This window comes from Saccharothrix espanaensis DSM 44229, from assembly GCF_000328705.1.
Lineage (GTDB): Bacteria > Actinomycetota > Actinomycetes > Mycobacteriales > Pseudonocardiaceae > Actinosynnema > Actinosynnema espanaense.
Map to the genome: position 1 here is coordinate 5,735,154 of NC_019673.1, position 26,490 is coordinate 5,761,643.

Annotated in this window: 16 protein-coding genes; 12 read left to right on the forward strand and 4 right to left on the reverse strand. The window is 74.3% G+C overall.

The genetic code is table 11. The annotated features are described in order from the left end of the window. Genes BN6_RS24835 through BN6_RS24875 form a run of 9 tightly spaced genes read left to right on the forward strand, consistent with a single transcriptional unit; the run spans position 1 to position 18,660 of the window. Positions 1-6,231 carry a non-ribosomal peptide synthetase gene (locus tag BN6_RS24835; RefSeq protein WP_015102510.1) on the forward strand — a complete coding sequence of 2,077 codons (6,231 nt, stop codon included), beginning with the start codon at positions 1-3 and terminating at the stop codon, positions 6,229-6,231. 59 nt (positions 6,232-6,290) lie between these two features. Next, positions 6,291-10,481 (forward strand): condensation domain-containing protein, encoded by a 4,191-nt coding sequence (locus tag BN6_RS43025; protein ID WP_015102511.1) that lies wholly within the window; start codon positions 6,291-6,293, stop codon positions 10,479-10,481. Next, positions 10,478-11,827 carry a lysine N(6)-hydroxylase/L-ornithine N(5)-oxygenase family protein gene (locus BN6_RS24845; protein WP_015102512.1) on the forward strand — a complete coding sequence of 450 codons (1,350 nt, stop codon included), beginning with the start codon at positions 10,478-10,480 and terminating at the stop codon, positions 11,825-11,827. The genes BN6_RS43025 and BN6_RS24845 overlap by 4 nt, the downstream gene beginning before the upstream one ends. A gap of 10 nt (positions 11,828-11,837) precedes the next feature. Beyond that, positions 11,838-13,430, forward strand: coding sequence for a class I tRNA ligase family protein (locus BN6_RS24850; RefSeq protein ID WP_015102513.1), 1,593 nt, complete (start codon positions 11,838-11,840; stop codon positions 13,428-13,430). A gap of 30 nt (positions 13,431-13,460) precedes the next feature. Next, entirely contained in the window at positions 13,461-13,796 is a 336-nt protein-coding gene (locus BN6_RS24855) for a cupin domain-containing protein (RefSeq protein WP_015102514.1), read from the forward strand. Continuing rightward, positions 13,793-14,833, forward strand: a complete 1,041-nt coding sequence (locus BN6_RS24860) for an NAD(P)/FAD-dependent oxidoreductase (RefSeq protein ID WP_015102515.1) — start codon at positions 13,793-13,795, stop codon at positions 14,831-14,833. Before BN6_RS24855 ends, BN6_RS24860 begins: the two co-directional genes overlap by 4 nt. Next, positions 14,830-16,206, forward strand: coding sequence for an MATE family efflux transporter (locus BN6_RS24865; protein ID WP_041313909.1), 1,377 nt, complete (start codon positions 14,830-14,832; stop codon positions 16,204-16,206). The genes BN6_RS24860 and BN6_RS24865 overlap by 4 nt, the downstream gene beginning before the upstream one ends. Beyond that, positions 16,199-17,398 carry a CaiB/BaiF CoA transferase family protein gene (locus tag BN6_RS24870; RefSeq protein ID WP_015102517.1) on the forward strand — a complete coding sequence of 400 codons (1,200 nt, stop codon included), beginning with the start codon at positions 16,199-16,201 and terminating at the stop codon, positions 17,396-17,398. Before BN6_RS24865 ends, BN6_RS24870 begins: the two co-directional genes overlap by 8 nt. Beyond that, positions 17,395-18,660 (forward strand): NAD(P)/FAD-dependent oxidoreductase, encoded by a 1,266-nt coding sequence (locus BN6_RS24875; protein ID WP_015102518.1) that lies wholly within the window; start codon positions 17,395-17,397, stop codon positions 18,658-18,660. Before BN6_RS24870 ends, BN6_RS24875 begins: the two co-directional genes overlap by 4 nt. A 5-nt stretch (positions 18,661-18,665) precedes the next feature. On the opposite strand, the gene BN6_RS24880 is transcribed toward BN6_RS24875, so the two are convergent. The 3 genes from BN6_RS24880 to BN6_RS24890 form a co-directional block, all read right to left on the reverse strand. Beyond that, complete coding sequence (locus BN6_RS24880) at positions 18,666-19,376, reverse strand: (2Fe-2S)-binding protein (protein WP_015102519.1); 711 nt, start codon at positions 19,374-19,376, stop codon at positions 18,666-18,668. Between the two features lie 86 nt (positions 19,377-19,462). Further along, entirely contained in the window at positions 19,463-20,668 is a 1,206-nt protein-coding gene (locus BN6_RS24885) for an ATP-grasp domain-containing protein (protein WP_041313915.1), read from the reverse strand. Further along, on the reverse strand, positions 20,665-21,924 hold the full coding sequence (locus BN6_RS24890; RefSeq protein WP_015102521.1) for a pyridoxal-phosphate dependent enzyme: 1,260 nt from the start codon (positions 21,922-21,924) through the stop codon (positions 20,665-20,667). The genes BN6_RS24885 and BN6_RS24890 overlap by 4 nt, the downstream gene beginning before the upstream one ends. A 275-nt stretch (positions 21,925-22,199) precedes the next feature. Between BN6_RS24890 and BN6_RS24895 the strand changes: the two genes are divergently transcribed. Further along, the gene (locus BN6_RS24895) at positions 22,200-23,342 is read left to right on the forward strand and encodes an MFS transporter (protein WP_197540185.1); all 1,143 of its coding nucleotides are present in this window, start codon (positions 22,200-22,202) and stop codon (positions 23,340-23,342) included. On the opposite strand, the gene BN6_RS24900 is transcribed toward BN6_RS24895, so the two are convergent. Next, a complete protein-coding gene (locus tag BN6_RS24900; RefSeq protein WP_015102523.1) occupies positions 23,305-24,063 on the reverse strand; it encodes a class I SAM-dependent DNA methyltransferase in 759 nt (252 codons plus the stop codon). The two genes, BN6_RS24895 and BN6_RS24900, sit on opposite strands and share 38 nt — an antisense overlap. A gap of 339 nt (positions 24,064-24,402) precedes the next feature. Between BN6_RS24900 and BN6_RS24905 the strand changes: the two genes are divergently transcribed. Next, complete coding sequence (locus tag BN6_RS24905) at positions 24,403-25,422, forward strand: FecCD family ABC transporter permease (RefSeq protein ID WP_041313918.1); 1,020 nt, start codon at positions 24,403-24,405, stop codon at positions 25,420-25,422. After that, a complete protein-coding gene (locus BN6_RS24910; protein WP_015102525.1) occupies positions 25,422-26,486 on the forward strand; it encodes an ABC transporter ATP-binding protein in 1,065 nt (354 codons plus the stop codon). The genes BN6_RS24905 and BN6_RS24910 overlap by 1 nt, the downstream gene beginning before the upstream one ends. The last annotated feature ends 4 nt before the right edge of the window (positions 26,487-26,490 follow it).

Sequence of the window (26,490 nt, forward strand, 5' to 3'; positions counted from 1 at the left end):
ATGACGGAGTCGTCCACGAGCGCGACGGCGGAGTCGTCCCGAGGCACGGCGGGTGTGCCGCTGTCACGGGGGCAGCGACTGCTGTGGAACGCCGGGCGGCTGCCCGGCGGTGCCGTCGCCTACAACATCCACGTCGCCTACGCGCTGCGCGGCCCCCTCGACGCCGACCGGCTGGCCGAGGCGGTCGAGCGGGTCTACCGCGACAACCCGGCGCTGCACACCCGGTTCGTGGCCGGTGGCGGCACGGTCCGCCAGGTCCCGGCCCTCGACCCGCACTGGCGGGTGGACCGCCCGCGGACCGCCGAGGCCGAGTTGGCCAAGTGCTTCCGGCGGGAAGCCGGCCGGGAGTTCGACCTCGCCGGCGGGCAGGTGTTCGTCGCCCGGCTGCACCGGGTCGCCGAGGAGCACCACGTGCTGGAGCTGACCGTGCCGCACCTGCTCGCCGACGGCTGGTCGATGGGCCTGATCTGGGACGCCGTGCGGGCCCACTACCTGGGCGAGGACCTGCCGGAGCCCGACCTGCGGCACCCCGCCGAGGCGGATTCCGAGGCGGACTCCGACGCCGACACCGACCAGTGGGTCGACCGGCTCGCCGACGTCGACCTGCCGGACCTGCCGGTGCGCCTCCAGCGGGTCGGGGCGCCGGACCCGCGCTCGGCGTTCGGCGACGACGTGGACCCGGCCACCGCCGAGGCGGTGTGGCGGATGGCCGAACGCGAGGACGTCACGCCGTTCACCGTGCTGCTCGCTGCCTACGCGGTCGCGCTCGGCCGTTTCACCGGACGCGCCGACGTCACGGTGAGCACGCCGTACGCCAACCGGCGTCCCGGGTACCGGCGCGCGGTGGGCTACTTCGTCAGCATGCTGCCCCTGGCCCTGACCGTGGCCGAGGAGCAGACCTTCGCCCAGCTCGCCGCGTCCGCGTTCGCCGAGAACCAGTGGGCGATGGACCACCCGGACCTCGACCTGGACCGGCTGTTGCGGGCGCTGGACGAGGACGGCGGACGCGCCCACAACCCGTTGCAGCACTTCGTCATCGTCTGGCAGCACGGGATCGGCGGGAGTGACCTCGGGGCGACCCGGGTCGAGCGCGTCCCGCTGCACCCGGCCAGGGTGAAGTTCCCGGTCTCGCTGCTGGTCACCCCGCGCGGCAAGGGCTTCTCGCTCCAGTGGGAGTTCGACCCGGACGTGGTCGCGCCCTACGCGGTGGAGTCCCTGGACCGGGTCTTCCGGCAGTTGCTCCACCGGTTGACGGCCTCTCCGGACACCCCGATCGGTGCCGTCGCGATCGACCACCACGAGGTGGCGCCGCAAGCGTTCACGTACACCGATCTGCGCACCCGCTGGGACAGCACCGTCGCCGCGCACGGCCACCGGACCGCGCTGCGCGAAGGCGGCAACGCGGTGGACTACCGGAGTGTGGACGAGCGGTCCGACGCGGTGGCGGCCGCGCTCCAGGACCGTGGCGTCGCGCCGGGCGATTTCGTCGGGCTCGCCGTGCGCGGCGGCATCGACCGCGCCATCGCGGTGCTGGGCGTGATCAAGGCGGGTGCCTGTTACGTGCCGCTGGGCCGGGAGTGGCCCGCCGGGCGGCTGCGCGAGCTGTGCGCCCGATTGGACGTGACCTCGGCCGTCACCGGGCCGGACGACGCCGCGCCGGCTCCCGGCGTCGAGGCCGTGCCCGTCGTCCAGCCGGTCGGGCGCGCACCCGAGGTGGTCGAGCGGACCGCCGACAGCGCGGCGTACGTGAACTTCACCTCCGGCACCACGGGCGAGCCCAAGGCGATCGTGTGCACCGACGCGGGGGTGGTGCGGCTGGTGACCGACCAGGACTTCGCGCCGCTGGACGAGGACCTGGTGATGCTCCAAGCGGCTCCCGCCGACTTCGACGCCTACACCCTGGAACTGTGGGGACCGCTGCTCAACGGCGGCAGCTCCGTCTCCCCCGCGGGCCCCCTCACCGCCGCCGGGCTGCGCGCGGCGGTGACCGAGCACGGCGTGAACACCGCCTGGCTGACCTCGGCGCTGTTCAACACGCTCGTCGACCTGGACGTGGAGTGCTTCGCGGGACTGCGGACCCTGCTGGTGGGCGGGGACGTGGTGTCGCCCCGGCACGTGGCCCGGGTCCACCGCCGGCACGCCGGCCTGCGGGTCGTCAACGGCTACGGGCCGACCGAGAACACCACGTTCACCAGCTGCTTCCCGATCCCGCGCGACTGGCCCGCCGACCGGCCGGTGCCGATCGGCCGGCCGGTCCGGGGCGGCGACGTGCGGGTGTGGGGCACCGACCGCACCCCGCTGCCGCCCGGTTTCGTGGGCGAGCTGGTGGCCACCGGTGCCGGCGTGGCCCGCGGCTACCACGGCGACCACGCCGACCCGAGTTTCACCAACCTGCACACCGGGGACGGGTGGGTCCGCGCCTACCGCACCGGCGACCTGGGCTACGCCGACCCGGACGGCTGCCTGCACTACCTGGGGCGGCGCGATGGCCAGGTGAAGGTCAACGGCCGCCGGGTCGAGCTCGCGGGCCTGGAACGGGTCCTGCGTGCGCACCCCGGCGTGGCGGACGCGGCGGCGCTGGTCGGCTCCGCCGGGCAGGGGCAGACCCTGGTCGGGGTCGTCACCGGCGACGTGGCGCGGGACGACGGCCGGCGGGAGGAACTGGCCCGGTGGTTGCGCGAGCGCCTGCCCGCCTTCCAACTGCCCGACCGGCTGGTGCGGGTCGAGCACCTGCCGCTGACCGCCAACGGCAAGGTCGACCGGCGCGCGCTCGCCGAACTCGCGGCCGAACCGCGGGACCGGCGGCCGGACCGCCCGCTCACCCCGGACGAGCGGGCGCTGGCCGGGATCTGGTCGGAGCTGCTGGGTGACGCGGTCGACCGGCCGGACGCCCACTTCCTCCAGCTCGGCGGCAACTCGCTGCTGGCGATGTCGGTGCAGGCGCTGATCGAGGAGCGGACCGGGGCCCGGCTGCCGGTGGCGACCGTCCTCGCCACGCCGGTACTCGCCGACCTCGCCGCGGCGCTGACCGAGGCGCTGGCCGAAACTCGGACCGGGGCGGGCCGGACCGTCGCGCTGGAGCCCGCCGGGCCCGCCGACGGTCCGCTCCCGCTGAGCCGGGAGCAGCAGCGCCTGTGGTTCCTGCACCAGGTGGCCCCGTCCGCCGCGTACAACATCCCGCTGCGCTTCGCCCTGCCCGGGTCGGTGGCCGTCGACCGGCTGGCCGACGCGCTCGCCGGCCTGCTCCGCCGGCACCGGGTGCTCCGCTCGGTCGTGGCGGACGCCGACGGCGGGCCGGTGGCCCGTCCGGTCGACGTCGCCGACTGGTCGCCGCGGCGGATCGAGGTGTCGGACGTGGACGACGCCGTCGCGCGCGAGGCCGGTCACGTCTTCGCGCTCGACCGCGAGATCCCGCTGCGCGCGGCACTGCTCACCGGGCCGGACGGCGCCCGGCACCTGGTCCTGACGATCCACCACATCGCCTTCGACGGGCATTCGCTCGCGCCGCTGCTCGACGAACTGGCCGCGCGCTACCTCGGACAGGAGCCCGCCGCACCGCGGTACGAGTTCGCCGACGTGGTGCGCCGGCAGCGTTCGCCGGAGTACGCGCGCGAGGTCGCCGCCGCGCTGGACCACTTCGCGCACCGCCTGGCCGACGCGCCACGCGTGACCGCGCTGCCCGGCGAGGGGGACGGCAGTGGTGTCGGCGTCGTGCGGCTGCCGCTGTCGGGCGACCTGGTCACGGGGGTGGCGGAGCTGGCCAGGGCGCAGGGGGTGAGCCCGTTCGCGTTCTGGCTCGGGGTGGTCGGCGTGGTGCTGGCCCGGCTCAGCGGCGAGCCCGACCAGGTCGTGGCGGTGCCGGTGGCCAACCGCGACCGCGGCGAGTTCCGGTCCGTGGTCGGCCTGCTGACCAACACCGTGCCGCTGCGGGTGACCGTCGACGGGCGGGAGTCGTTCGGCGACCTGGTGCGCGGGCTGTTCGACCGGCTCACCGAGGACCTCGCCCACCAGTCCTGCCCGTTGGAGGACCTGGCCGCCCGGCTGGGCGTCACCCCGGACCGGCGCAACCCGCCGATCAGCCAGGTCCTGTTCAGCACCGCGAGCTACCCGCCGAGCGACGCCGGCGGGCAGCGGTTCGAGCCGCGCCCGGTGTCACCCGGTGCCGCGAAGTACCCGCTGTCGATCTCGGTCTCGACCGCGGGCGACGCGGCCGAGGTGGTCCTGGAGTTCGACCGGGAGCGGTACGGCGACGGGCAGATCGCCTCGCTGGCCGCCGCCGTCGAGGCCGCGGTCGGGCAGTTCCTCGCCGCTCCCCGGCGGCCGGTGGCCGACCTGGTGCTCGCCCGGGTCGAACCCCGCCACGACGGGGACGGGGCCGGCGACTTCGCACCGATCACCGAGCACATCGCCCGGCAGGTCGAGCAGCGGCCCGGTTCGACGGCGGTCCACGGCGGCACCGGGCAGGACGTCGACTACTCGACGTTGTGGCGGCGCGCCGAGGCGTACGGCGCCGCGCTGGCGGCACGCGGCGTCGGCGCCGGCAGCCGGGTGGCGATCCTGATGCGCCGCACCGACACGCTTCCCGTGGTGCTGCTCGGCGTGCTGCTGTCGGGCGCGGCCTACGTGCCGCTGGACCCCGCCTACCCGGCCGCCCGGCTCGGCCACGTCCTGGCCGACTCGACGCCCGACCTGCTGATCACCGACCTGCCGTCGGTGCCGGCGGAGGTGTCCGACCGCACGACGGTCGTCCCGGTGGCCGATCTGGTCGGGGGGCCCGACCGGTGGACGCGGGCGGTGCCCCGGCCCGAGGACCCGGCCTACGTCATCTACACGTCGGGGACCACCGGGAGGCCCAAGGGCGTGGTCGTCCCGCACGGGGGCCTGCACTGGCTGCGGCACTGGGCCGCGCGGACCTACCTGCCCGAGGACCTGCGGCAGGTGTTCGCCGGCACGTCGGTCTGCTTCGACCTGTCGGTCTTCGAGATCTTCGTGACCTGGTCGCTGGGCGGCGGCCTGCGGCTGGGCGGCACCACCCTCGACCTGATCTCCGGTGCCGAGGGCGTCACCCTGGTCAACACCGTGCCCTCGGTGTGGGAGGAAGTCCTCGAACACCGCGCTCCCCCGGCGTCGCTGCGGGTGCTCAACCTGGCCGGGGAGCCGTTGCGGCGGACCCTGGTCGACCGGACCGGCGCGGTCGCGCCCGCCGTGCGGCTGTACAACCTGTACGGCCCCACCGAGGACACCACGTACTCGACCGCCGCCCTGGTCCCGCTGACCGGCACCGGGCCGGTGCCGATCGGCGACCCGCTGCCGGGCACGGCGGCGTACGTGCTCGACGCCGAGGGCCGCCCGGTGCCGGACGGCTTCCCCGGCGAACTCCACCTGGCGGGCCGCAAGCTCGCCGCCGGCTACCTGGACCAGCCCGGCCTCACCGCGCGGCGGTTCGTGGCCGACCCGTTCGGCGGCGGGGTCATGTACCGCACGGGCGACCGGGTGCGCCGGGAGCCGGACGGCCCGCTGGTGCACCTGGGCCGGCTGGACGACCAGTGCAAGGTGCGCGGGTTCCGGGTCGAGCCCGAGGAGGTCGAGCGGGTGTTCGACGAGCACCCGTGGATCGCCGAGGTCTGCGTGGTGCCCCGGGAGGCGGGCACGCCCAGGGCCCGGCTGGTCGCCTTCGTCGCCGGGGCCGGTCCGGGCCCGGAGCCGGCGGAGCTGACGGCGTGGGCCGCGGACCGGCTGCCGGCGCACCTGGTGCCGTCGACGGTCGTGCTGCTCGACCGGCTGCCCCGCAACCCCTCGGGCAAGGCGGACCGGGCCGAACTCGCCGCCCGCCCGCTGCCCGACGCGGAGCCGACCGGCGTGGTGGCGCCGGTCGGTCCGCTGGAGACGTGGCTGGTCGAGCGGTTCGCCGCGCTGCCCGGTGCCGGCCAGACCGGCGCGGGCCACACCGGTGCCGCGCTCGGTGCCGGTCAGGTCGGGGCAGGTCAGGTCGGGGCCGGTCGGATCGGGGCAGGTCAGGTCGGGGCCGGTCGGATCGGGGCGACCACCCACTTCGCGGCCGTCGGCGGCGACACCGCGGCGGCCGAAGCGCTGGCCGGGGAGGTGCTGCGGGCGCATGGGGTGCCGCTCACCCTCCGGGACGTCCTGGACCACCCCACGCCGCGCGCCTTGGCCCGCCTGGTGGAGCAGCGCCGCGCCGAGGCCGACGACGTGACCACGTTGCTGATCTAGGTGCCCGTGAGGCGACCGACCCCGTCCCGCGCTGGAACCCGCTGAGAAGAGGCGCACCGATGCTCGCCCGCAACGATCCCCACGCCGAACGCTGCCTGCTCTACCTGGACACCCGGGAACTGCCCAACGAGCGGGAAGCCGAGCTGCGCGCGGCCCTCGACCAGGGGTACCGGCTCGTGGTGGCCACCCCCACCCCGGCGGCCTACCGCGGCTACCCGCTCACCCACGTGATCGAGGCGCCGGTGGGCGACTACGACAAGGCCGAGGAGGTGATCGTGGAGGACCTGGCGCGCCACGGCCTCACCGTGCACGGCGTCGTGGCGTGGAAGGACCGCGAGGTGGAGTTGGCCGCCCGACTGGGTGCCCGGCTGGGCCTGCACACCACCAGCCCGCGCGCGGCGGTGAACGTGCGCAACAAGGTGCTCACGCGCCGGCTGCTGGACGGCATCGAGGGCGCGAACCCCCGTTACGCCGTGGTGCGCCAGGAAGACGAGCTGGCCGCGGCCGTCGCCGAGGTGGGTGTCCCCTGCCTGCTCAAGCCGGCCGGGAACTCCGGCGGCCGGGGCATCCGGCGGGTCGCCGACGCCGCCGACGCGATCGCCGCCTACCGGGAGTTCACCGGCTACAACGCGGCGCAGGCGGGCGAGATGTTCCACTACTACGAGGACGCCGTCCTGGTGGAGGAGGAGCTGACCGGCAGCGAGCACTCCGTGGCCGGGGTCGTCAGCGGCGGCCGGGTGATCACGCTGGGCGTCGCCGACAAGCTGTTCGACCGGTCGCTTCCCCTCCAGTACCAGAACGTCGTGCCGTCCCGGCTGCCGGCGGCGGTGCTGGCCGAGGCGCTCGACCTGGTGCGCCGGGCCGTCGCCGCGACCGGGATCGACCACTGCGGCTTCCACGTCGACCTGATGGTGACCGACGCCGGCGTCCGGGTCCTGGAGGTCGGCGGCAGGCTGGGCGGAGAACTGATCAACTCGCACCTGATCCCGCTGGCCCAGCCCGGCCTCAACCCGTACCAGGCCGTGCTCGACGTGGTGCAGGGCCACTCCCCCTTGGCGCTGGACGACTACACCGGACGCTTCCGGGGTTTCGCGGCCTCGCGCGTGGTGATGCCGCCCGACTTCGGGGTGCTGGACCGGATCGAAGGCGTGCAGGACGTGCGCCGCGACTCGCGGTGCCGCGACTTCATGCAGCTCTACGGCCCCGGTCAGCGGATGGTGCCGCCGGAGGTGCGGTTCAAGGGCTACGAGATCGGCTACCTCGTCGCGCAGTGCGGCCCGGACGAGGACATCGACGCCACGATCGCGGAACTGGTGGACCGCATCACCATCACGGTGGTGCCGGACCCGCCAGTGGAGTCCACTGTGGACGACCGTCCCGTCCACGACCTCCTGCGCGAGCTCGGCGAGCACTCGGTCACCGTGCGGGCGCAGGACGGGAACCTGCGGCTCGACGGCCCGGTCACCGCGCTGCCCAAGGAGGTCGTGCAGCGGGTCAAGGCGCACAAGCCGGCGATCCTCGACCTGCTGGCCCGGGTGAGCGACCGGGTCGAACGGCTCGACGACCCGCCCGTGCCGGGGCCGTTGTCCCCCGCCCAGCAGGCGGCCCTCGCCGTCGAGCCGGACCACGGCGCGGCCCGGTCGGTGCTGCGGCAGAGCGTGCGCTGCGCGGGCGAGGTGGATCCCGAAGCGCTGGCGAAGGCGTTCGCCCGCCTGCTGGACCGGCACGAGATCCTGCGCGCGGTCGTGGCGGACGGCCGGCTCGCCCTGGCCGATTCGGCACCGTTCGAGCAGGCACCGTTCGAGCAGGCCGGGACGCCGGTCGACCTGCGCTCCGGACCGGCGTTCGCGCTGCACGTCCGCCCGGACGGGGACGACACCCTGATCGAGCTGACCGCGCACCCCCTGGTCGCCGACGCGCGGACCCTCGCGCTCGCCCTGGGCGAACTGGCCCGGCTGCACAACGGGGAACCCGAGCCCGCCGACCCGGTCGGCTACGCCGAGTTCACCGCCGCGCAGGCGCGCTACCTGGCCCACCCGGTCACCGCCGCCCGGCGCGCCCGGCTGACCGTCGACCCCGCCGTCCTGCGCGCCCCGGCCGCCTCCGTGCAGCGGCTCACCGCGCCCGCGCCCACCGCGGACGTGGCGGCGATCGCGGCCGAACTGGGCTCCACCGTCACGATCCTGAGGTTGGGCGCGTTCCTCCTCGCGGCCCACCGGCTGGGCCTGGCGCGGGCCGTGGCGGTCGAGCAGCCCAACCGGTCGGGGGCGTTCGCCGAGGTGCTGGGCCCGGTGGCCACCACGGCGCTGCTGCCCCTGCCGTCCGCGCCGACCGTCCGGGAGTTCCTCACCGCGGTCCGCGACCGGGTGCTGGACGCCCACGAGCACCAGGACCTGCCGCTCCCGGCGCCCGCCGACCTGGTGCCCCGGGTGCGGTTCACCGAGCGGCCGGGGCCGACCCCCGGACCGGTCTTCGGCGGTGCCGCCGCAACGCTGTCCCCGGTCGAGGCCCTGCTGCCGGGCGGCGACCTGGCGCTGACCCACGTCGACGGCGTCGAACTGGTCGTGGAGCACGACGCCGCGCCGGAGCGGGCCGAAGCGGTCGCGAGCCTCTACCGCTTCCTGCTCGACCGCCTGGACGACTGCCTCGACCGCGCGCCCGACGACCTGCCGCAGGACGTGGCCGCGGTGCGGCGGGCCGAGCACGAGCTGTCCCGGACGTCGTCGGCGGTCGAGGCGGTGCGGGAGATCTTCGCCGACGTGCTGGGCCGCGCGCGGGTCGGGCCGCGGGAGAACTTCTTCGAGCTGGGCGGGACCTCGCTGACCGTCGCGAAGGTCGTCTCCCGGGTCCGGCAGCGGTTCGGGACGGCACCGGGCTTCGCCGAGGTCTTCGACCACCCGACCCCGGCCGGGCTGGCCGGCGTCCTCGGCGCACCCGGCACGTCGACCGGGTACGCCCTGGTGGCGCGCCCGCCGCTGGCGGAACTGCCGGCGTCCCCGCAGCAGGTGCGCTACTTCCTCACCTACAACATCGATCCCGCCCGCTCGGGCCGGATCAGCGTGCTGGTGGACGAGTGGGCCGACGCCGACGCGTTCCGCGCGGCCGTGGCGAACGTGGTCCAGCGGCACGAACTGCTCCGCACGGGGTTCTTCACCGACGCGGCGGGCGTGCTGCACCAGCGCATCGCCGCGTCGGTGTCGCCGGAGGTGTCCGAGGCCCGGCTGACCGCCGAGGACCAGGACGGGCGGCGGGCGGAGCTGGAGGCCGCGCTGCGCACCCACACCTTCGACCTGGCCGCCCCGCCGCTGCTGAAGGTGCTGCTCGACCCGTTGCCGCAGGGCGGGGTGCGGGCGGCGGTCGGGGTGTTCAGCGGACTCCTGGACGCCTACTCGGAGGGCACCCTGGCCGTCGAGCTGCGCACCGCGTACGAGGCGGCGCTCGCCGGCACCCTGGCCGGGCTGCCCCGGCCCCCGGTGCAGTACCAGGACTTCTGCCGGTGGCAGCACGACCTGGCCGCCGGCCCGGAGTTCGACCGCGCGCGCACGTTCTGGGAGCAGCGCTACCCCGCCGACCACGAGCCCTTCCGGCTGCCCGCCGACGACGGCGAGCGGACCGGCGCGATGCGCGTGTTCCTGCTCGGCGACGAGCTCAGCGCCGCCGCCCGGGACGCCGCCGCGGCCTGCGAGTCGAGCCTGTTCGGCTTCCTGCTGGCCAACTTCTTCGAGCGGGCCGCCGAGCTGTACGGCCGCGACGACGTGTCGGTGGGCGTGCTCTACCACGGCCGGGAGAACGAGGAGCTGGCCGACCTGGTCGGCTACTTCGTCGACCTGTTCTGCCTGCGCTGCGACGTGCGCGGGCCGGCGGAGTTCCGCGATCTGGTGCGGCGGGTCAACCAGGAGCTGTTCGGTTCCGTCGACGCCCGTGCCTACCAGTACCAGGACCTGGCCGAACGGGTGGGCGCGTCGCCCGCGGACCCGGTGTTCCCGGTGACCGGCTTCCACGTCAACAACGTCATAGTGCCCGGCCGCGCGACGCGGGTGGGCGAGGAGTTCCGGGAGCAGGTGCTGGACCTGCCGTACCGGCCGAAGTTCGACTTCAACATCTACGTGCACGAGTCCGACCGGGGCATCCTGATCAGGATGGCGTACGCGACGGCGGTCGTCGGCCACGAACGGGCCGCGACCCTCGCCGCGGACTTCGTGGCCGGCGTCCGACGGAACGTGCGCGCCGTCCTGGGGAGCACCACATGACCGGCACCACGCGGACCTACGGGCTGATCGGCATCGGCATCGGCGTGTTCAACCTCTCGCTCGCCGCACTGCTGGAGGACAACGGCTACCGGGACGCCGTCTTCTTCGACCGGCAGCCGGAGATGACCTGGCACGGCGGCCTGCTGCTGGAGTCCTCGGAGCTCCAGGTGCACTACCTCAAGGACCTGGTCACCCCGGTCGACCCGACCAGCCGGTTCAGCTTCCTCAACTACCTGGCCCAGCGCGGCGTGCTCTACCAGTTCCTCAACCGCCGGGGCGGGGCGGTCGGGCGCGGCCAGTTCCAGCGCTACTTCCGCTGGGTCGCCGACGCGCTGCCGAGCACCCGCTTCGGGTCGACCGTCGAGGCCGTGGAGTTCGACGGCGAGCACTTCCGGGTCCGCGTCAACGGCGAGGAGCACCGGTCGCGGCACCTGGCGGTGGCGACGGGCCCGCGGCCGACCGTGCCCGACTGCGCGCGCCCGCACCTGGGCGACCGGGTGTTCCACGCCTCGGAGTACCGGCAACGGCGGGAAGGGCTGCACGGGGCGCGGATCACGGTGGTCGGCGGCGGCCAGACCGGCGCGGAGGTGGTGCTCGACGCGATGAACACCGTGCCGCACCGCGAACTGGCCTGGTACGGGCGGCGGCTGGCCTTCTCCCAGCTCGAAGACCACTCGTTCGTCAACGAACTCTACGTGCCGAGCTTCACCCGGGAGTTCCGGGCGGCGGCCGAGGACAAGCGGCTGGAACTGCTGGACCGGTTGGCGATGTCGTCGGACGGCATCACCCAGCACGTGGTCGACGCCATCTACCGGCTCGCCTACGACCGGATGTTCTTCTCCGACAACGAGTACGACTACGACTTCCGGGCCGGGCAGGAACTGGTCGGGCTGGAACCCGCTCCCGGCGGTGGTTACGAGCTGACCATGAGGTCGTGGCTGGACGACGGGTTGCGCACCGAGACGACCGACGCGGTCGTGCTCGCCACCGGCTTCACGCCCTCCTCCTGGGACCACCTGCGCGGCGTCCTCGGCGGAATCGACGCCACCGAAAAGCACGACAGCGCGGGACACGACAGCGCGGCGCACGACTGCGCGGGGCACGACTGCGCGGCGGCCGGGAACGTCAAGGACGAGGTCCCGCCGGTGGGCCAGAACTTCGAGGTCCTGTGGCGGCACCAGGAGACCAACAGCATCTTCGTCCAGAACGGCAGCCGGAAGTGCATCGGCCTGGCCGACCCCAACCTGAGCATCGCGGCCTGGCGCGCGGCCATGATCGCCAACCGGGTGCTCGGCCGCGAGGTCTACTCGACGCACCCCGACACCCCGCTCGTGCGGTTCTCCTAGGACGGTGGCGATGACGCTCCAACTCCGGTCCGCGGACCGGTTCCTGCTGATCTCGGCCAAGCCCGCGCCCAACGGCGGGTTGCACCTGGGTCACCTGGCGGGCCCGTACCTGCGCCAGGACATGCTGCGGCGGCACTACCTCTCGCGCGGCGCGTCGGTCGCGGTGGTCGGCGGCACCGACCCGGTCGACTCGTTCATCTCGCTGCGCGCGACGCAGGACGACCGCGACCCCGACCAGGTCGCGCACGGCTACTTCGAGCAGATCCGCGCCGACTTCGCCGCGCACGACGTCGAGCTGGACGCGTTCATCGACCCGCTCTCGCCGACCTGGCGGGACCGGTACGTCGCCTCCTTCGCCGAAGTGCTGGAGCGGGCGAAGGCGAACGGTCGACTTCGGCTGGAAACCGTGCCGTTCCCCTTCCGGGACAACGGTTCCGGCGCTTCCGGCGCGTGGGTGTGCGGCACCTGCCCGGACTGCGGGTCCGGCGTGTCGGGCTACTTCTGCGAGGACTGCGGGGCGCACTTCGACCCCGCGGAGATCGGCGCGCCCGTGCCCCGGTTCCCCGGGCAGGGCCTGACCTTCCGGCCCGAGTCCGACTTCTTCTTCCACATCGCGGAGCCCGCCGCCCGGCTGGCGTCGCTGGCCCGCGTCGGGGTGCCCGACGACCTGCGCGAGGTCGTCGCCCGGCAGTTCCGCGCCGGCCGCGACCTGGTCCGGCTCAGCGAACCGTCGGACTGGGGCATCCCGCTGGAACCGGGCTCGCGCCGGCGGTACTTCGGCCACGGGCTGCTCTACGGCTACTGCCGCCTGCTGGGCGACCTCTACCGGGAGGTGACCGGCGAAGCCGGCCACCCGTTCGACGACGGTTCGCCGGTCACCACCGTGAACCTGTTCGGCATCGACAACACCGTCTCGCACATGGTGAACATCCAGGCGATCGGCGAGGAGGTCGAGGGCTGGAAGGGGTTCGACGGGTTCGTGGTGAACCGGTTCCTGCGGCTGGAGGGCCGCAAGATCTCCACCAGCGCCCGCCACCTGGTGCACGCCGCCGACCTGACCGGCCGGTGCGGCCTGCACAGCGACGGCATCCGCTTCGCCCTCGCCGCGTCGAGCCCGACGCGGGCCGAGGTCGACCTGCACGTCGACGAGTTCGTCCGCGTCTACAACGAGATCTTCCTCGGCACGGTGTGCCGCGCGGTGGTCGACGCGGTCGCGGAGCTGCGTGACGCTCCCGCCACCGCGCCGACCACCGCCGTCGCGGCCCGGTTCGAGGAGGTCTTCGCCCGCGTCTGCGACGGGCACCGCTTCCCGGTCTACGACCCGGCCGAGCAGGTGGCGACCGTGCTGTCCTGGCTGGCCGCGAGCCCCCCGGCCGGCGACCCCGACCGGTACGGCCGGCTCAAGGCGCTCTCGCTGCTGCTGTACCCGATCGCACCGCGCCTGGGCCGCTGGGCGTGGCGTTCGCTCGGTGCCGAAGGCGAACCCGCCTACGCGGCCTACGCCGGCTCGACGGTTCCGCGCCCCGATGGGCCGGCACCCGTCCCCCCGCCCGCCGATCCCGCGCGGCTGCGGGAGGCGATCTCGGCGGCAGCCGCCGGCTGACGTCCACCCGTTCGCGACCCGAGGAGCACCATGGTCAACCGCGTTCCCTTCCAGGCCCCGACCTCCAGCCGGCCGGGGGTGCACCTGCACGAGGCCGACTTCACCGCCTTCGGCGCGGGCCGCGTCCCGTTCGAGGGCGGCCGGTTCACGCTGGAGCCCGGCGCGACGTCCAAACCGGACACCCACCAGGTGTCGGAGTGCTGGATGATCGCCGGCGGCTCCGGCCTGCTGACCTACGACGGGGCCGAGCACCCCGTCACCGCCGGCGACTACGTGTTCTTCGAGCCGCAGAAGACCCACTTCATCCACAACAACGGCGCGGAACTGCTCACGATCCACACCGTGTGGTGGCTGGAGCAGGGATGAGCCCCACCGCCACGCCGGACGTCCCGGACTTCGACACCGTGATCGTCGGAGCGGGTGTCCTGGGCTGCGCGCTGGCCCACCGGCTGGTCGGCACCGGCCGCCGGGTCGCGTTGCTGGACCGGCGCACGGTCGGCTCCGGGTGCAGCGGCCACGCCGGGGCGATCGCCTCGCCGTTGGCCCGCAACGACCGGCTGCGCGCGCTGTCGGCGCACAGCCGCCGGTGGTACGCCGACTACCGGCGGCAGCGCCCGGACGCGCCCCTGCGCACCCTCCCGATCCACTTCCTGTGCGCCGAGGGCAACACGGACGCGCTGCGGGAGCGGTGCACCGAGCCGTTGCGCCCCACGCCCGAAGCCGCGCTGCCCCCGTGGATCGCCGTGCCCGGTGACACCGTCGTGCTCGGCGGGCCGGAGGCGTTGCACGGCCAGGTGGCCGAGCTGTGCCGGGTGCTGACCGGGAGCGCCGGCGTGACGGTGTACGAGTGCGCGCCGGTGCTCGGGTGGTCGGGCGGGCCCGGTGCGTTCACCGCGGAGCTGTCCGACGGTCGGCGCGTCCGGGCCCGGGAACTCGTCCTGGCCAAGGGTTCCTGGCTGGCCGCCGCGGACCTGCCGCCGGGCGCGCCACCACCGCGCACCAAGAAGATCGTGTCCTACGTGCTGGACCTGCCGGCCGGCCCGGCGGACCCGGTGGTCTACCTCGCCGACCACGACGCCTTCCTGCTCCCCCGCCCCGAGCGCGGCCAGTGGTGGCTGAGCATCACCTCGCCGGAGTGGGACTGCCACCCGGACGACGTTCCGGCCGCGTCACCGGACGACCTGCGCATCGTCCGTGCCGTCCTGGCGGCGTACGCGCCCGCAGCGGTGTCCGCGCTGCGCGGTGCGAGCGTGCACTGCGACTCCTACGCCGGCGACGGCGGACCGCTGGTCACCACCGCACCCGGCCGACCGGTGGTCGTGCACGGCGGTTCGGGCAGCGGATTCCGTTACGCGCCCGCCGCCGCCGACGCCGTGCTCGGCGCCTTGGAGGTGTCACGATGAGCCTGCGCCCCAGAGCCTCGCTGACCGAAGCGCCGGTGCTGCGCAGCATCGCCGGAGCCGGTCTGGCGAACCTGCTGGCGTCGGTGATCCTGGTCGGGCGCAACCTGCTCGACGGTTTCTACGCCGCCGCGGTGTCGACCGACGCGCTGGCGTCGTTCACGCTGGTGATCCCGATCATCTTCCTGCTCATCGGGCTCAGCCAGGGCGTGAGCGTCGCGGCGAGCAACGTGCTGGCCACCCGCACCGGGGCCGGCACGCCGCCCTCGCCGGACTTCGTCCGCCACGCCGCGTTCGCCGCGCTCACCACGGCACTGGCCCTCGGGCTGCTGCTGGCCGTGGCCGCGCCGGCCGCCATGAGCCTGTACCGGGCGGATCCGGAGGTCCTCGACCACGCGGTGGTCCTGGCGCGCTGGTTGATCGCGGGCATGCCGGTGCTGTTCCTCTACGGGGTGTCCACCGCGATGCTGCGCGCGTTGGGCGACGCCCCCGGTGCCGCCAAGGCGGCCACGGCCGGGCTGCTGGTCGGTGTCGCGGCGACGCCCCTGCTGGTGTTCGTCACGCCGCCGTTCCCGGACGACCCGCTGGTCGGCATCGCGCTCGGGCTCCAACTCGGCTACGCGTGCACCACCGTCCTGGTCGCGCTGCGGTTGCGGCGGCGCGGTCTGCTCGGCGGCCGGATCGACCGGGCGACGCTGCGCGCCGACCTGTCGGCGTTCGCCCGGCTCGGCGTGCCGGTGGCCCTGACCAACCTGGTGACCCTCGGTGCCGCGTTCCTGATCACCGGTGTGGTGTCCAACGCCGGCACCGACGCGACAGCGGCCTACGGAGTGGTGTCGCGGGTCGACCAGTTCGCGCTGATCGTGGTGAACAGCGTCATCCTCGCGCTGGTGCCGTTCGTCGGGCAGAACTTCGGGGCGGGCAGACCCGACCGCGTCCGCCAGGGCGTGCTGTCGGCACTGGCGCTGATGCTGGGCTGCTGGGTGTTGCTGGGCACGGTGCTGGCCCTGGCCGCGCCGGCGGTCGCCGAGCTGTTCGGGCTGCCGGGCGAAGCCGCCGTGACGGCCACCGGGTGGTTGCGGCTGTCCGCGCTGGCGTTCATCTTCCAGGGCGTCACGATGACCGCCGTCGCGCTGCTCCAGGTGCTCGGCCGCCCGGGGCTCGCGCTGGTCGCCAACGCCGTGCACCTCTACGCGTTGTTGGTGCCGTGGCTGTTCCTGCTGGCGAGCGGGGACGACCCGGCGGTGCTGTACCAGGCGGTGGCCGGCGCCCAGATCACCACGGGCGTCGCCTTCCTGCTGATCGGGGCGTGGGTGTTGCGGCGGCGGACCGCGCCGGGCACGGCGGTGGACAAGGAGGGGGCGGCACATGCCTGACGAGGTGGACCCGATCGGCGACAAACCGCTGTCCGGCATCAAGATCGTCGATCTGACCAGGGTGCTCGCGGGCCCGTACTGCACGATGATCCTGGCCGACCACGGCGCGCGGGTGATCAAGGTCGAACGCCCGCCGGGCGGTGACGACTCGCGGCACTTCGGGTCGTACGGACACGGCCGGTCGGCCTACTTCGACTCGGTGAACCGCAACAAGGAGAGCATCGCGCTCGACCTGCGGTCCGCGCCGGACCGAGAGGTCTTCGAGGAACTGCTGGCCGACGCGGACGTGCTGACCGAGAACTTCCGGCCCGGTGTCATGCGACGCCTGGGCTACGGCTGGCCCGAGCTGCACGCGCGGTTCCCGTCGTTGATCCACGGCAGCGTGTCCGGCTTCGGCGGCGAGGGCAGCCCGCACCGGGACCGCCCGGCCTACGACATGGTGGTGCAGGGCATGTCCGGCATGATGTCGGTGACCGGGCAGCCGGGCGGCCCGCCGACCAGGGTCGGGGTCAGCGTCGGCGACCTGGCGGCCGGGCTGTTCCTCACCGTCGGCATCACGATGTCGTTGCTGCGCCGGGCCCGGACCGGGGTCGGCAACCAGGTCGACATCGCCATGCTGGACTGCCAGCTGGCGTTGCTGGAGTACTCGATCGGCCGGCACCTGACCACCGGCGAGACCCCGGGACCGGTGGGCACCTACCGCCCGGCGGTGCCGCCGCCGTTCGGCTCGTTCCGCACCGCCGACGGCTACCTGGTGATCGCCGCCGGCAACGACAAGCTGTTCGCCGCGCTGTGCACCGCGTTGGGCCGGCCGGACCTGGCGCAGGACAGCCGTTTCGTGCAGGGCGAGGCCCGAAAGGACCACGAACCCGCGTTGCAGCGGGAGATCGAGGCGCTGCTGGCGCAAGCCGGCACCGGGCACTGGTGCGCGGTGCTGGGTGCGGCCGGTGTCCCTTGTGGACCGATCAACACCGTCGACCGGATGCTCGCCGACCCGCACGTGGCGGCGCGGTCGATGCTGGTGGACGTCGACGGGGGCGGCGCGCTGCCGAAGGTGGTGGGCACGCCGATCAAGTTCTCCGACGTCGCGGACCTGACCCGGGTCACCGCCGCTCCCGACCTCGACCAGGACCGGGCGCGGATCCTCGCCGAACTCGCCGCGCGCACCGGCGGCGTCCGGGAGTGGTCGTGACGGCGGGAACGGCGCTGTGGGCGGACCGGCCGTGGGCACCGAGGAGCGACGCCCCGCCGCCGCGCACCGGGGTCCTCGTCGTCGGTGGCGGGATCACCGGCCTGGTCGCGGCGATCGACCTGGTGGCCCGCGGCGTCGCGGTGACCGTGCTGGAGGCGGGGGCGGCCGGCTCCGGCGCGTCCGGCCGGGCGTTCGGCTCGATCGCCCTGGGCTGCACCGCGACACCGGGCGCCTTGACCGCGCGGCACGGTGCGGAGCGGGCGCTCCGGATGTGGCGGGAATCGTCCGACGCCGCCGGGGTGTTCGCCGGCTACCTCGCGGAACTGGGCCTGGACGCCGGCTTCCACCGCGCCGGCCACGTCAGGGTGGCCGTGCACCGGGGCCAGGAAGAGGACATCCGGGCGCAGTACCGGCAGTGGCGGCGGTTGTTGCCGCAGGAAGAGCTCCGGCTGGCCGGCGGTGACGAACTGGCGGCGGAGTTCCCCGGCGCGGGCTTCCGCCTGGGGCTGGTGGACGAGCGCTCGGCGTCGGTGGACCCGTACCGGCTCCTGGGCGGGCTGGTGGCGCACTTCCAGGAACGTGGCGGCGTCTACGTCGAACACGCTCGCGCGGAAAAAATCTTGCGCCAGGGCAACGGTTTCACCGTGCGGCACCCGGCCGGCGAGACCACCGCCGAGCACGTCGTGGTGGCGACGAACGGCCACACCGACGGCCTGCTCCCCCGACTGGGCCGCCGGGTCTACCCGGTGGGCAGCTACATGATCGCCACCGCTGCGCTGCCGCCGGACTCGCGCGCCGCCCTCAGCCGCCGGACCGTGACCACCGCACACGTCCGCAAGAACTACTTCCGCCTCACCGGAGAAGGCCGCCTGGTCTACGGCGGCCGGCTGAACCTCGCCACGGGCCTGACACCCGCGCAGGTCAAGACCCGCCTGCACAACTCGATGCTCGGCTACTTCCCGGCCCTGGCGGACGTCGAGGTGACCCACGCCTGGGGCGGACGGCTCGGGTTCACCTTCGACCAGGTGCCCCACCTCGGCACCGACGACGGCGTGCACTACGCGGTCGGCTACTGCGGCCGGGGCCTGCCGATGGCGGTGCACCTGGGCCGGCAGGTGGCACGACGAGTGCTGGGCCTGCCGGTCGAGACGACCTTCGCCGACACGCCCTTCCCCACCCGGTGGTACTTCCGCCGCACCCCCTGGTTCCTCCCGCCCACCGCCACCGCCCACCGCCTGCGAGACCTCGCCCGCCGCCGTTGACCAGGTCAGGAATGGCACTTCCCCGGCCTGGTGACGGCTGCGCCGGCCAGCGGGCAGGCGCGACAGGTGTTTCCGGATGGCGTGCGGTAGAACAGGCAACAGCTGCGGCGGGTGCCGTCGGGCAACAGGGTGCCGCGCAGTGCGGGTGCGGTGAGCAGCTCGTCGCCGAGGGTGCCGAGGCCGGCGGGCAGCGGTCGCAACGCACTGCGCAGGGCCGCGCCGGCGTTGCCCCACAGCAACCCGTCGGCGACCTTGACGACGGCGCGCAACCCGACGTGGAACGGGGTCAGGTGCTCCTCGACCACGGTGTGCAGCAGCAGGGGCGCGGGGTCGCCGGTGGTCCAGCCCCCGGGCTCGGGCAGGGACAGCCGCACGGAGGCGTCCTGGTCGATCCGGTACCGCAGGCGGCTCAGGTCGGGTACGACACCGCCGGTCGCCAGCGCGCCCAGGGCGACCGACCACAACCTGGCCGCCACCAGGAAGTGCAGGGTCGAGGCGGCCACCCGCGCCTCGGTGGCCTCGTACCGGGTGCCGACCCGCCGCACGGCCTCGGCCAGGGCGTCCCGGTCGTCGTAGAACGAGCGCAGCGGCTCGCCGGTGTCGTCCTGCCCGACGACGCAGGACGGGCTGATCCGCGCCGCCGAGGCCAGCGCGGCGGTGACCGTCGCGGGATCGGCAGGGCGGATCGCGTGCCGCTCGGTTCGTGCTCGCCCCACGGGCATCTCCGGGAACTGGTGGTTCGGGGCGGCGGCCCGCACCCGACTGGTCGTCCGGGACCCGCTCCCGGTTCCCGCGCCCACCGTCACGCCGGCACAGCGCTGGGCCGCGGCGCCCGGACGACCGGGACGACGCGGCCGGCCGCGGCTTGGGCGCGGTGCAGGGCCAGTTCGGCGGTGGGACCTCCGGCGAGCACGATCCCGGTGCAGGAACGCTGATCGGCCAGGTGCTCGATCAGGTCGCCGGGGCTCGCGGTCGGGTACCACTCGACGTCGCCGGGCAGGTCGGCGAGGCGGTCCAGGCCGTCCCACCCCGCCAACACCCCTGCCGCACGCGGGTAGAGCGCCACGAACGCGGTCGCGGCACCACGACCGGGCCCTCCGTCGAGCAGGTCCGGGCGCGCGCCGAGGGCGACCTGCACCATCGAGTCGTAGACGTTGGTGCCCAGCGCCCGGCAGAGGGCTTCGCCGACGAGGGCCCCGCCGATGCGGGCGTTGACCTCCACGACCTCGGGTCCGGTCGTGGTGAGGACGAACTCGGTGTGGGCGAAGCCGCGCTCGTGCCCGGCGGCATCGAGCACCCGCCCGATCCAGCCGTCCAGGGCGGCGAGGTCGTCGGCGGGGAAGGCGACCGGGAAGGCGGACGCCTCCTCCCGGTGCGCGGGTTCCGGGGACAGGACCCGGCTGAGCACGCCGAGCAGCCGGGTCTCACCGCGCCAGGTGATGGTCTCGGCGCTGTAGAGGGGGCCTTCGAAGTACGGCTCGGCGACCAGCCTGCCCTTGAGCGCGGTGCCGGCGGCTTCCCGCAGCGCCGCGTCACGCTCGGCGGAGGTCCGGGCGAGCCACACCGCGCGCGACGAGGTGCCCGCGGAGTCTTTGAGCACCAACGGGAAGTCCGCTGCCGTGGTCGGGTCGAGGGGGCCGCTGCGGCTCAGTCCGCGTTCGTGCAGGCGCGCCCGGACGGCGGCTTTGTCGCGCAGCACGCGCACCGCGTCCGGGGACGGTCCGGGCACGCCGAGCCGGTGCGCCAACTCGGCTCCCGGGATGGCCCAGGTGTCGGTGGAGCTGATCAACGCGGCCACGTCGGGCAGGTCGCGCAGCGCCTTCTCGCAGGCCGTGACGTCGGTGGTGTCGACGTCCACCACCCGCACACCGTCGCCGCAGCGGGCCAGTTCGTGGGTGTAGGTGGAGCGGTCGCCGGTGAGCAGCACGAGATCGTGCCCCGCATCGCGGGCCGCGTCGGCGATGCGGCCGAGCCCGAAGGTGAGGGCTTCCAGCAGTACGACGGTCACGGTACGAGGTCCTTCCGGCAATCCTGGGGGCGTTGTTGTGCGGGCACGGCCGGTTCGTACGACCGGCGCGCCCAGTCGATCGCGGCCCACGGCGGGGCCAGCTCCTCCAGCGAGGTGATCTCCGCGGGCGCGAGCAGCGCGGGGGCGAGGGCTTCGCGGTGCCGGGCGAAGACGCGCGCGGTGTAGCGGTGGCCGGTGTCCGCGCCGATGACCACGTGCGTGCGCACCGGGTCGCGTCCCGCCTCCCACTGCGCCGCCAGGTGCGCCGCACCGGTGGACAGGCCGGCGAACACGGCGTGCGTGCGCATCAGATCGATGGTGGCGGCCATGGCGTGCTGGAAGTCCATCCAGTGGACGCGGTCGTACAGCTCGTGGTGGACGTTGTCGAAGTGGATGGCGCTGCCGATGCCGGCGATGATGGCGTCGGGGTCGGTGAAGCGCTCGCTGCCGAACGTGACGCTGCCGAACGGTTGGACGCCCACCAGGCGGACCAGCGGGTCGTGCCGGCGCAGCGCGCGCACCAGCCCGCCGGTGGAGGCCCCGGTGCCGACGCTGCCGACCACGGTCAGCGGCTCGCCGGGCAGCGCCGACCTGAGCAGGTCGGCCAGCTCGGCGTAGCCCCGGTGGTGCACCGGGTCGTGGTACTGGCGCATCCAGTGCAGGTCCGGCTGCCGGGCGAGCAGCTCGCGGACCCGGGCCACCCGCCGGTTCTGGTCCAGGTCCAGGTCGTGGGACGGCGGCATCTGGTCGACCGTCACGCCCAGGATCTCCAGCTGGGCGCGCAGGGTGTCGTCGACCGTGGTGGAGGCCACGATGTGGCAGCGCAGCCCGTAGCGGTGGCAGGCCATCGCCAGGGCCAGCGCGTAGATGCCGCTGGAGCTGTCGACCACCGTCTGACCGGGGCGCAGCACCCCCGTGTCGAGCAGGTGGCGCACCGCGCCGAGCGCGGCGTAGACCTTCAGGGTCTCGAACCTGATCAGCACGGTGTTGGGCGCCAGCCGCACGAGCGACGGTGTTCTGATGGCGTCGGTGATGTGCTCGTGGACCGTCGGCGTCGCGGCGCTGTCGTCGCGCACGGTCCTCACCCCCGGGTCGGCCGCGGGCGGCGGATCGTGGCCGCGGTGGCCTTCGGTGGTGCCGTCGTGCGGGTCGAGGTCATCGTCGAACCCTTCCGGGGGTCGTCGTGTCATCGAGCGACATCGGTGCCGGACCACGCGGGAACGGCGGGTGCCGCACCGCCGTCCGGGTCGGGCCACGGCGCCGGTCCTGCCGATCTTCTCCGGCCCCCACTGGTCGTCGGCGGGGCCTCCGCGGTTCCCGCGCCGGTGGGATCCGGTGCGGGCGGGCGGGAACTTTCCCGAGCGGTGGAACGACCAGTGCTGCGCCGGGCCGGTGGTCGCGCGGTGTCGGACCTGACGGGAGACCTGCGCATGGGCTGGGGCGGTTGATGGGTGTCCCGGCGTCGCCCGCTGCGGGAAGGCGAAGGCGCACCCCGACCGGAAGCGCCTTCACCGGCGCCCGGTCCGTGCTGATGGCGAGCGGGTGCCTGGTCAACATCGGCACGTTCGCGGTCTACCCGTACTTGGCCGTCCTGCTGCGCGACCGGCTGGGCGCGGGCATGGCCCAGGTCGGCGTCGTGCTCGGGGCCGCGACCCTGGTGCAGTTCGCGAGCGCGCCGTTCACCGCGGCGTTCGCCGAACGAGTCGGTCTCCAGCGCTGCCTGACGCTCGCGACGCTGCTCTACGGCGCGGGTGCGGTCACCTACCTGGTCGCGGCGGACGACCCGGCGCTGACGGTGCTCGCGCTGTTCCTGAGCTGTGGCGCGGGGGCGCTGTACTCGCCGGCCTACCGGGGCTACCTGGTGCACTCGGCGGCCCCGGAGCAGCGCCCGCGACTGGTGTCGGCCGGCAACGCGGCGAGCAACCTCGGTGTCGCCCTGGGGCCGGTGGTCGGCGCGCTGTTCCTGCCCGAGCCGAGCGTGTTGTTCACCGTGAACACGGTGCTCTACGCCGTGCTCGTGGTCGTCCACCTGTCCCTGCGCCGGGAGGCGGACGCCGGGGACAGTCCGGCGGTGGAGCCGTTCCGACGGGTGTTGCGCGGTGTGGCCGGGCTGCCGTTCGCCGTCACCGTGGTCACCCACTACCTGTACTTGCAGTTCTACCAGTACCTGTCGAGCTTCGCGGAGGGCCGCGTGCCCGCGACCGGCTACGGGTTGGTCATGATGGGCTACTCCTTGGGTCTGGTGGCGATCCAGCCCTTGGTGGCGCGGCGGGTCGGCGACCTCCGCTATCCCGTGGCGATGGCCATCGGGTTCTCCTGCATGGCGGTGGGCATGGTGGCCTTCGCCGGCGGCCGGACCGCCGGGTTCGCCGTCGGTGCCGCGGCGATGAGCGTGGGGACCGCCGTCCTGATGCTCAAGAACGACCTGGAGGCGTTGGCGGGGTCGCGGCGATCGGCCACGGTGACGTTCGGGCAGCAGCGGCTGGCGGTCGGTGTGGGGGCGCTGTTGAGCGGTGTGGTCGGCGGTGCCGGGTACGGGTTGTTCGAGAGCGCGGGGATGTTGCCCGGTTTCTGGCTCGCGGTGGCCGTGCAGTGCGTCCTGCTCCCGCCGCTGGTGCTGCTGGCGCCGCGCGTGATCAGGAGGGTTGTGCCGCGGGCTTCTCGTACACGGTGACGTAGTTGCCCTCGCCGCGGAACGGTTCACGGCGCCAACCACCCCACCGGTGCCGGAGTTCGAGCCCCGCCAGCCGGGCCATCAGGTCCAGTTCGGTGGGCCACGCGTAGCGCATGAACGCGGGGGCCAGCTTGGTGCCCTTGTCGGTGATCAGCACGTGGTGGCCTTCGAACCGCTGTTCCACCGGGTCGTGGCGGACCGCGGCGATCCGGACCCGGTCGAGCCCGACCCGGTAGGTCTCCAGGGTCTGGTTGCGCTCGTAGCGGGCGACGTCGGGCACCGGGCACTCCAGGACGAACCGGCCGCCGGGCAGCAGGCGCTCGGCGACGTTGGCGAAGCAGCGCACCTGCCGCTCCTGGTCGGGCAGGAAGAAGAACGTCGAGAACACGACGAACACCATGGCGAACAGGTCGTCGCCGCCCGGGTCCACGTCGACCATGTCGCCGATGACGACCGGGATGCGGTCGCCGCCGGGCTTGGCGCGCATCCGCGCCACCATCGCCGCCGAGGCGTCCACGCCGCGCAGGTCGACGCCGGTCGCGGCCAGCGGGATGGTCACCCGGCCGGTGCCCACCGCGAGTTCGAACACCGGCCCGGCCGGGCCCTCCGCGATCAGCTCGGCCAGCCCCCGCACCGCCTCGGCGGGGTCGTGCTCGGCGTGCCACTCGTCGTAGACGTCGACATTGAGCTCGCCGTAGGTCTCCGGTCCCAGGTCCTTCATCGAGCTTCTCCCCCGAAGGTGCGGTCGACGTGGCCGACGAGCCCCGCGCGGACGGCGGTGCGGGTGCCGCGCGGACCTCGTCGACCAGTGGTCGGGCGGCGGAGCGGGAAAGTTCCGCACCGTCCGGGCCGCCCCGGTCGGATGGTTCCCCGGTTCCCGGGAACCGGGGGCCGGTGCGATCCGACCTCTGTGGTGGTGGCCGTTTCAGCTCCGTCCCGAAGAGGAACAGGGTGCAGGGTGTCGGGTAGTGGCACGGATGTCGAGGACGATGTCGACCGGCGTGACCCGGCAGCCGCCGGCGCGCGACGAGCGCCGGGACCGCGGCGCCGGACCGGGTACGTGACAGCGCTGTTCGCGGTGCTGGTCCTGTTGCTGGTGGGCGTGGTCGTGGTCCTGATCGCACAGGGCTCCATCGCCGTCCCGATCGGGGACGTCGTGGCCGTGCTCACCGGTCGGGGCGCCACCTCCGAGGTGAACCGCACGATCGTGCTGGACGCGCGGTTGCCGAAGGTCGTGGCCGGGTTGCTGGCCGGGGCGGCGCTGGCCGTCGGCGGGGCGCAGATGCAGACGCTGTTCCGCAACCCGCTGGCCGACCCGTTCGTGCTCGGCGTCAGCTCCGGCGCGATCCTGGGCGCCTCGCTGGTCATCCTCGGCACCGGCGGGGTGGGCTGGTTGTCGGGGCTGGGCGTGGTGAGCCAGCTCGGCGTGACCGGGGCGGCCGTCGCCGGTGCCGCCGGGGTGCTGCTGATCGCGCTGGGCATCGCCCGCCGCGTCGGCGACCCGGTGGTGGTCCTGGTGGTGGGCGTGATGCTCGGCTACCTGGCCGGTGCGGTGGTGGACATGCTGGTCTACTACACCGACCCGGACCGGTTGCAGGCGCTGGCCACGTTCACCCGCGGCTCGGTGCGCAACGTGACGTGGAACGAGTTGCAGGTCATCGCGGTGTCCTGCGCCGTGGTGCTGGTGCTGTCGGTCTTCCTGGCCCAGCCGCTCAACGCGCTGCTGCTCGGCGACCGGTACGCGGGCAGCCTGGGCATCAACGTCCGCCGCGTGCGCTTCCTGTCCCTGGCCGGGGTCGCGGTGCTGTCCGGCATCACCACCGCCTACTGCGGGGCCATCGGTTTCGTCGGGCTGGCCGCGCCGCACCTGGCCCGCGGGCTGTTGCGCACGGCCGACCACCGGCTGGTGCTGCCGGCCAGCGCGCTGATCGGCGCGGTGATCGTGCTGGCGGCCGAGTACGTCGCCGGCGGCAACGGGCTGACCAGGACGTCGCTGCCGCTGAACTCCGTGACGGCGTTCGTCGGCGCGCCGGTGATCCTGTGGGTGCTGCTGTCCGGCCGGGCGCGGAGGAGTGCGTGATGACCACGGCGACGCCTGCGGTGTCCCCGCCCGCGGCCCTACAGGCCGTGGCGGTGAGCGCGGGCTACCGGCGACGACGCCGTCACCCGGCCGTCACCGTCCTGCGGGACGTGCACCTCGCGGCCCGGCCCGGCGAGCTGATCACGTTGATCGGCCCCAACGGCGCGGGCAAGTCGACCCTGCTGCGCACCCTCGTGGGCGCCCAGCCCCCGCTGGCCGGGCACGTCCTGCTCGACGGCCGGGACCTGGGCGGGCTGTCTCCCCGGGACCGCGCCCGGCGGCTGGCGGTCGTGCTGACCGAGCCGGTCGACGTCGGGCAGATGAGCGTGGCGTCGGTCGTGGCGCTGGGCCGGCTGCCCTACCGCTCCTGGATCGGCCGGGACACCGGGCACGACCGGGCCGCGGTGGACCGGGCGCTGGTCGACGCCGGGGTGGACTGGCTGCGCGACCGGCCGCTGCACGACCTGTCCGACGGCGAGCGGCAGCGGGTGATGGTGGCCCGCGCCCTGGCGCAGGAGCCGGCGGTCCTGGTGCTGGACGAGCCCACCGCGTTCCTCGACGTGGCCCGCCGCATCGAACTGGCCGCCATGCTGACCCGGCTCACCGCGACCACGGGCGCGGCGATCGTCCTGTCCACCCACGACCTGGGTTTCGCGCTGCGCCGCTCCGACCAGGTGTGGCTGGTCGGAGGAGACGGCGCGGTGACGGCCGGCGCGCCGGAAGACCTCGCCCACAGCGACGCGATCGCCCGGACCTTCGCCGGGGAGAACATGACCTTCGACGACGCGGCGGCCACGATCGTCGTCGCCGACGAGACCGTGCCCGGTGCGACCGTCCGGGTGGTCGGCGAGGGGCGGACGCGGCAGTGGGCCGAGCACGCCGTGCGCCGGGCGGGCTGGACACCCACCGAGGCCGGCGGCGGTCGCGTCCTGCGGGTGGAGCCCGGGACGCCGTGCCGCTGGCGGGTCGACGGGCCGGACGCGCACGGCGTCGGCTTCGACACCCTCGTCTCCCACCTGCGCGGCCAAGCCGTGCCGCTGCCCGAAGACGCACGAACCGGGTGACCAC